Below are 4,422 nucleotides of genomic sequence, written 5' to 3' on the forward strand. Positions count from 1 at the left end.
AATCAATATGTATTATTAGTAATATATAAATTATAATAAAAAATGGCTATATTCTATAATATCCTATAGTATTTATGCTGATATTAATGAATAATATATTATATAGATATGGTATTGTTTTTTATAGAATATATTTTTAAATAATAAAAATACAATATAGTATCTTTAAAAAATGCATTCACTATAAAGTAAGACAATGCAATTTAATGTGCTTATCAGTCTCTTTTTTGCATCCTCAATGATTTATGATAATTTTAAACTGGACGAGCTTAAGATGTAGGTAGTTTCATGTTTTTTTGTATCTTATGTCATTGCTAATACAGTTTTCATTATATCTTCTCGAGTTATTCTATAACTTACCAAAACAATCCCATTGGCTTCCATTATAGATTGGCTCATCTGGTATTCCTAACGATACAAATTTACATGCAATGCTATATTTCGTAAGTAATCTCGCAATTGCTTCTTCAAGTTCCACGTGAATGCTATGCTCTTCATAAACAACGATAGATTTGTGAGATTTACAGAGTTCCAATACAAATATATCATCTAAAGATTGGATTGTTGGTACACTTACAACTGTTGATAGAATTTCATATTTTTTTAAGCTCGGCGATAGCATCAAGACCAATCTGAACAGTTTTACCATTTGCAAATAAGAGAATAGCTTTTCCTTTTTTGATAACAGAATTTTTACTGATATTGATTTTTTCAGCATTACTTAAAGCATTATTATGAATATTTTTAATAGTGTTCTTGCTGAAACCTATATAAATAGGCGCAGGATTACTGAGAGTAGAAAGAATTGCGATTTCCATTTGATCGAATAATTACGACGTAAGTAAGTAGATAATATTTACTTTATCATTGAATGAAAAAGAAAAGTTTTCTTCTCTTTTAAATAGAGGATGGGTTATCACCTAGCCAATAGGGGAAGTTTGTGAATAGCTTGTTGGATGTAATATAATTTAACATCGTGGCCATTTTATTATCATTTGCAGGCGTGAACAAGATGGCTACGATAGATAAAAAATAATTGGATATATTTTACGATAAAAACTATATTTCTGTCACTTTCACACCAGCTGCTGATATTGATGATAAAAACAATCACCTAAATTTATTTGAGGATATTTCTCATAGCATATACATAAAACCTTTTGTTAGGCTATTTTCTTTAGACGGAAATTCATTCTATTCGCTGAAATCGGCAAAAATCTCTCAAGTAATGCCGTTAATGCCGTAAACTTTTTGGAGGATATGACAATGCTACGATCGTTCTTTTATGGAAAACGGTTAGCGTTTCAAATGAACTGCTGTGAGCTGTTCCAGCGCTTAATAAAGCAAGATCCAGAAACTTTTATAGATTTAGAAGGGTGCAAAAAGTTTTATCTTTACAAGCGTATGAGTGAGAAGATGGTCAATCTCATACGATAAGGGTTTAAATACGTTGTCGCACGCGGTTTAATATTTTCCAATTTGAAGGTATGCTAAAACTTATTGATGACTTTTTAGTAAGTGTTTGCATTGAATATTTAAGTTGGTCCTGATTTTATTGTACGTTATAAACGTCTCAATACCTTGTTTTTGACTCACTTTATTGTGGTATTGAAGGTTGTTATGGAAAGTATTTGTGTCAGCGGAAGAATTATCAGATGGTGGCATAGTTTTTTCATAAAGGAAAGTGCCTTTTGCTTTTAAACAATATGCTAGAAGTTGCAATAACTTTTAGTTAACTTCATAAAAGGGATTATACCACCTTATATAGATTGCTCTTAAAATAATATAATTGCTGTTAACGAATAGAGCATTACCAATTTTAAGTTCTAAAACAAAGAAACAATATGCATTAAAGTTTTTTAATTTCGAAGGTCTATTGGGAATTTTTAAGAATACTTTGAAAAAAGTAAACTGATAGAAGGTTTTGTATCAAAATAGAAAAATTTTTCTAACAAGTTACAAATAAATTTAAAAAATATATATTAAATATAAAAAATGCGACAGCGTATTCGCAGAGAAAGCTTTAGAAATGAGAATAAAAGGGAAGAAAAATGCACAAGAATACATCGCTACCCATCTTTATAATCCATTAAAAATAAGAATTAAAGCAAAATTTTATATCAAAAAATTAAAGAAGGCTTAAAGGATGGCCCCAAAAAGGTGAGCGGGCAATGCATGAAAAGATGGATAAGAAGGTAAATTAGAAGAGTGTTTCATAGATTGATCAGCGGCATTCGTAAAGGCTTTTCCTCAAGATAGATATTGTGGTAGGGCAGGGAGGGTGAATATTTGAAAAAATAATATGCGTCCTTGGTTGTTTCATTATAGACATCACGATATGCGCGATGAAATGGAGTTTGATCTTATCACAAAACTTTCTTTAAAAGAGGCACAAAAGCTTGCAAGACATTATAATAATATTTTCAAAGAAGGTAATGATCTTATTGTTTTTCAAGAAATTATGCTGGCGGTTTTTAAAAGTAAAAAAGCTAAGTTAAAAAATGAAGGTAAAAATGGGTCTTGGTTTATTCTATTGGGGTTGCATGTTATTTCGCAGATAGGGAGAAGCTTACCTATAGAAAAATCAACAATAAATATTATCCACAATACTCTCACCACTTTAGCATAAAAAAGCAAGTATAGCGCGAAAATATTTACTCTATCTTTACAGAGCATTGCGGTAAAAAAATTGAAACAATGTCATTTACAAATTGCATAAAAAGACGATATCTGTGTAAAGTTTTGCAAATTATTTTTTTTAAGCACAGATAGATTTTTAGAGATAATTCTTGCTGAAGAAAACTTTTTATATCATTCAGATTTTTGAAGGGCAATCAGAAGATAATTCACAGCATATTTCCTTCTCTTGTTTTGATAAGATAATAAAAATATCCCTAGAATATATCGATATATTCAATCATTTTACGAAAATATAACCCGTGGAATCCTTTGGTTTTAAGTCAAGCACTCTCTTGTTTCTCCAATAAATCAAACAGACCACACAAAATATTTTAGCCCTTAGAGCTTCTGCTTTTAATTTAAATGGATTCATCTCTTTCAAATTCTCTCATTAATTAATATTTCAGAGAAATTGTATTTTTATCACTTTACTTTTCGTGTATCTTCCCACCCACATAGACGCTCACCTTGTTCGTTATGTTTTAGGATATCCCTTGCTAAATTTGGACTAATGGCATTGATGTCTTGTCGATTCAAATAAATTGGCAACCACCCAATACAAGAAGTTCGTTCATTCGTCGCGCATCCAGTTAGAAAGCTTATTGCGCACATCAGTATCACTTTTCTTGTTAATTTCATTTTCTACCTCAAGGCGTGTTCTCGCTGTATTAAAAGCTTCCTTTGTTTGTTTTTGCTTCTCAACTCTTTTCCCAAGGAAAAAGGCTTTCGCTAAAGCTATAAAAAGAGCTGCTATGATTGCTGATGTTGTTGTCAGATATTTCTTTATCCATAAGATCATAGGCGGTGTTCCTGAAAACGTTTAGCAATATATATCATCGCTGTACAAGCAGCTAAAACCATAATGCCTGCTAAAGCCCACTGGACAGGACCATTTCCTGTAAAAAGTCCGCCAAGCCCTGAAAAAGAGCCTATAATTGGCGCAAGAGCTTCTATTTTGCAAATCCCCGTTACACCTTCTGATTCAACGACATGATAATTAGGGGCAATACGAGATCCTTTTGCCCATAACCCTGCTTCCACTGCTCGACGATTGACAAGACCTTGGATACGTTTTCCGCCTACTCTTGTCCATTTTTGCAATTCAGTTGGTACTGCTTCATATTCACTGTTATTGAGCTTTTTTAAAAGTTTAGATTTGTAAAAAGCGGTTATTCCTACATTATAGGAAAATGATACTAAAGCTGCGAATTGCTCATCATTTAAAAGAACGGTAACAGCTTTCTCAACAGCGGCTTCACATTCTCTCAAATCCTGACAAAGAATTTTTTCAGCTTCTTCTTCCGTAATTTGCATGTCTTTATGAACACTTGGAGCGCCAGCTGCACTTGTATGCCCATAACCAATGGTCCATATTCCACCAGAATCTTCATAGGCTTTTAAACGTAAACCCTCCAATTGTTTAATTAGTGCAAGCCCTTCGGTTGATATTTTTCGCATTATTCTTAATCCTATAAAAAAACTACACAAAGCAGGACATGATTCAAAACTTACATCTACTCAATTTTAAAGCACAAAACAGTGAAAGGGTTTTAATTGAGATAAAACTATCTTAATGAACTTTATTAAAACCCATATAATTCTTATTAGAGAAAAAATTATCTTAACTACAATTCATTTTGTAGCAATTAATTTTCTCTTGAGCCTAAATACAATACTTTTTAATAAACTAATTTATAAATTTACAATCAGATATTCCACCTATAGATACGATTGATCTAGAAT

The 4,422-nt window shown here is 31.5% G+C and carries 4 protein-coding genes and 1 pseudogene; 1 reads left to right on the plus strand and 4 read right to left on the minus strand.

Going from position 1 to position 4,422, the window contains the following annotated elements; all coding sequences use genetic code 11:
• Positions 1 to 436 precede the first annotated feature (436 nt).
• Positions 437 to 649, minus strand: a pseudogene (locus FS875_RS10710) (transketolase C-terminal domain-containing protein); the annotation flags it as partial.
• Positions 594 to 818, minus strand: a complete 225-nt coding sequence (locus FS875_RS10715; RefSeq protein ID WP_246067900.1) for a hypothetical protein — start codon at positions 816 to 818, stop codon at positions 594 to 596. The gene FS875_RS10715 and the pseudogene FS875_RS10710, both read right to left, overlap by 56 nt.
• Positions 819 to 2,338: 1,520 nt before the next feature.
• Between FS875_RS10715 and FS875_RS09380 the strand changes: the two genes are divergently transcribed.
• Complete coding sequence (locus tag FS875_RS09380) at positions 2,339 to 2,629, plus strand: hypothetical protein (protein ID WP_144756051.1); 291 nt, start codon at positions 2,339 to 2,341, stop codon at positions 2,627 to 2,629.
• Positions 2,630 to 3,250: 621 nt separating this feature from the next.
• Here FS875_RS09380 and FS875_RS09390 read toward each other — a convergent pair.
• Positions 3,251 to 3,478, minus strand: a complete 228-nt coding sequence (locus tag FS875_RS09390) for a hypothetical protein (RefSeq protein WP_144756056.1) — start codon at positions 3,476 to 3,478, stop codon at positions 3,251 to 3,253.
• The gene (locus tag FS875_RS09395) at positions 3,475 to 4,137 is read right to left on the minus strand and encodes a lysozyme (protein ID WP_144756059.1); all 663 of its coding nucleotides are present in this window, start codon (positions 4,135 to 4,137) and stop codon (positions 3,475 to 3,477) included. The genes FS875_RS09390 and FS875_RS09395 overlap by 4 nt, the downstream gene beginning before the upstream one ends.
• Positions 4,138 to 4,422 lie beyond the last annotated feature (285 nt).

It is taken from the genome of Bartonella saheliensis, assembly GCF_902162175.1.

Bases quoted from the DNA above. Each gene is read 5' to 3' on its own strand.
- FS875_RS10715 (WP_246067900.1), bottom strand. From the start codon at position 818: ATGGAAATCGCAATTCTTTCTACTCTCAGTAATCCTGCGCCTATTTAT.
- FS875_RS09380 (WP_144756051.1), top strand. From the start codon at position 2,339: ATGCGCGATGAAATGGAGTTTGATCTTATCACAAAACTTTCTTTAAAA.
- FS875_RS09390 (WP_144756056.1), bottom strand. From the start codon at position 3,478: ATGATCTTATGGATAAAGAAATATCTGACAACAACATCAGCAATCATA.
- FS875_RS09395 (WP_144756059.1), bottom strand. From the start codon at position 4,137: ATGCGAAAAATATCAACCGAAGGGCTTGCACTAATTAAACAATTGGAG.